The 522-nt window shown below is 30.8% G+C and carries 1 protein-coding gene; it reads right to left on the bottom strand.

What is annotated here, in order from left to right:
- Positions 1 to 328: 328 nt before the first annotated feature.
- On the bottom strand, positions 329 to 522 hold a 194-nt coding region (locus IEX22_RS16565), incomplete at its 5' end, for a hypothetical protein (RefSeq protein WP_229660125.1).

Genomic DNA, 522 nt, shown 5'->3' with positions numbered 1-522 from the left:
GTAAAGGTGTGTATCTTTATCGGCTTATTTTAATACTCTGTCATAAGGAGCGTTTGCTCAGGGTGTGGATTATAAGTTTTAAGCAGAATAAACTTTCTTAATGAGGATGTCAGGACAACAACGAAAAAGTTAAAAACTGTTGCGGGATTGGGTTTAGGGACGGTTAGTGGAAGAAAGTTAAATTTATTAACAAGTGAAATGCCTAAGGTTAGATATTAAATGTCAGAACGGACAAAGAATAATAAGATATGTTTTCAATTAAATAGCGAAGTATTTATATGTTAAGATGATGTAAATTACATAGAAACGCTACCCGTAGAAGTACTGATCATAGAAATGCTGATAAACGTAAATTTGCAAACTCGATATTAAACAAAGGGGTTGTTATTATGGCATTAATAGTATCTAGAGCTATATTATTTTTGATTTTAGCATTAGCTTTTGGAATAGCAACTGTTTTTCCTGAACAAAAATTACCATTATATATAGTATTCACATTATTTGTAGCAGTTGCGATTATTA

This window comes from Tersicoccus solisilvae, from assembly GCF_014643255.1.
Lineage (GTDB): Bacteria > Actinomycetota > Actinomycetes > Actinomycetales > Micrococcaceae > Tersicoccus > Tersicoccus solisilvae.
This window is presented reverse-complemented; position numbering and strand designations above follow the sequence as displayed.